1 protein-coding gene is annotated in these 694 nt (G+C 46.5%); it reads left to right on the forward strand.

Annotation, left to right across the window (positions count from 1 at the left end):
• Positions 1 to 120 precede the first annotated feature (120 nt).
• Complete coding sequence (locus tag R7O13_RS27200) at positions 121 to 633, forward strand: DUF2878 domain-containing protein (protein WP_206972035.1); 513 nt, start codon at positions 121 to 123, stop codon at positions 631 to 633.
• Positions 634 to 694 lie beyond the last annotated feature (61 nt).

Below are 694 nucleotides of genomic sequence, written 5' to 3' on the forward strand. Positions count from 1 at the left end.
GTTTGGCTACGATGACCGGTTTGTCCGCATGTGGCGTTATTACCTTAGTTATTGTGAAGGCGGTTTTCTTGCACGTACGATCAGCGCCGTTCACATGACTTTCCAGCGCCCCTAACAATTATGAGAGTGTTGATTGCGTCCACTTGGTTTCAACTGTGCTGGTTTATTGCTGTGCTTGGTACTTTTGAGTGGCAATGGTTGATGATGATACTGGCGTTGGCGACCTTGGTGTATTCCATTCTGACGGCGTTTCACTCGGTGAAAGCGATCTCCTTTGTCACCTTTTTCGGGCTAGTTCTCGATACGCTAAATCAACACTTCTCGCTTTTGGTTTTCCCTACCCCTTGGCTCCCTGTGTGGTTGATTGGTCTATGGGTATTGTTTGCATGGTATGCCTACCAACTGAAAGTGCTTTTGCACCGCTTCGCCAAAATCTACGTATCAATATTAGGTGGGCTTGGAGGAATGCTCAGCTACTTCGCTGGCTACAAGCTTCAAGCGGTAGAGTTTGGATTCGATACAAGTTTTACGTTACTGGCCTTGTTTGTTGAGTGGTTGGTGTTAATGCTGGTGATTCTCAAGGTGTATGACAATGGCAAGCTTAAAGAGAAAACTCCTAAGGGGTATGGGTAGCAGTATCTTGTTTGTGTTTGCAATGGGCGCAATACCTTCGCAGGCACAAGATATAGGGAGC

It is taken from the genome of Vibrio sp. Y176, assembly GCF_033438945.1.

Bases quoted from the DNA above. Each gene is read 5' to 3' on its own strand.
- R7O13_RS27200 (WP_206972035.1), top strand. From the start codon at position 121: ATGAGAGTGTTGATTGCGTCCACTTGGTTTCAACTGTGCTGGTTTATT.